This is a genomic window from Streptococcus sp. HMSC065H07 (assembly GCF_001837325.1).
In the GTDB taxonomy this organism is placed as follows: Bacteria; Bacillota; Bacilli; order Lactobacillales; family Streptococcaceae; genus Streptococcus; species Streptococcus salivarius_H.
This window is the reverse complement of record NZ_KV832035.1, coordinates 1-302: the sequence shown is the minus strand read 5'-3', so window position 1 is coordinate 302 and position 302 is coordinate 1. Positions and strand designations below refer to the sequence as shown.

Here is a 302-nt window from a genome sequence, read left to right as displayed (position 1 = left end):
GCTACAACAGGTAAAGTTATCGAAGGACGTAAAGATGTTACTTACATCTACAAACTCAAAGAACAACCAGCACAACCTAAGGGTAATGTTTACGTTCACTATGTAGATGAAAATGGTAACACTATCAAAGAATCTGTCACAGATGAAAAAGATCAACCAGTAGGTAAAGACTACGATACAGTTGTAGATAACCGTCCAAAAGAAATCGAATTCGAAGGTAAGACATACGAATTGGTACCAGCAGGTAACTACAAAGTAGGTCAAGTCGACGAACAAGGTCACTGGACAGGTGATGACGCTAC

General features: G+C 39.4%; 1 protein-coding gene. It reads left to right on the top strand.

Going from position 1 to position 302, the window contains the following annotated elements; translation table 11 throughout:
- A partial coding sequence (locus HMPREF2637_RS06175; RefSeq protein ID WP_176745616.1) for a MucBP domain-containing protein occupies positions 1–302 on the top strand: 302 nt, incomplete at both ends.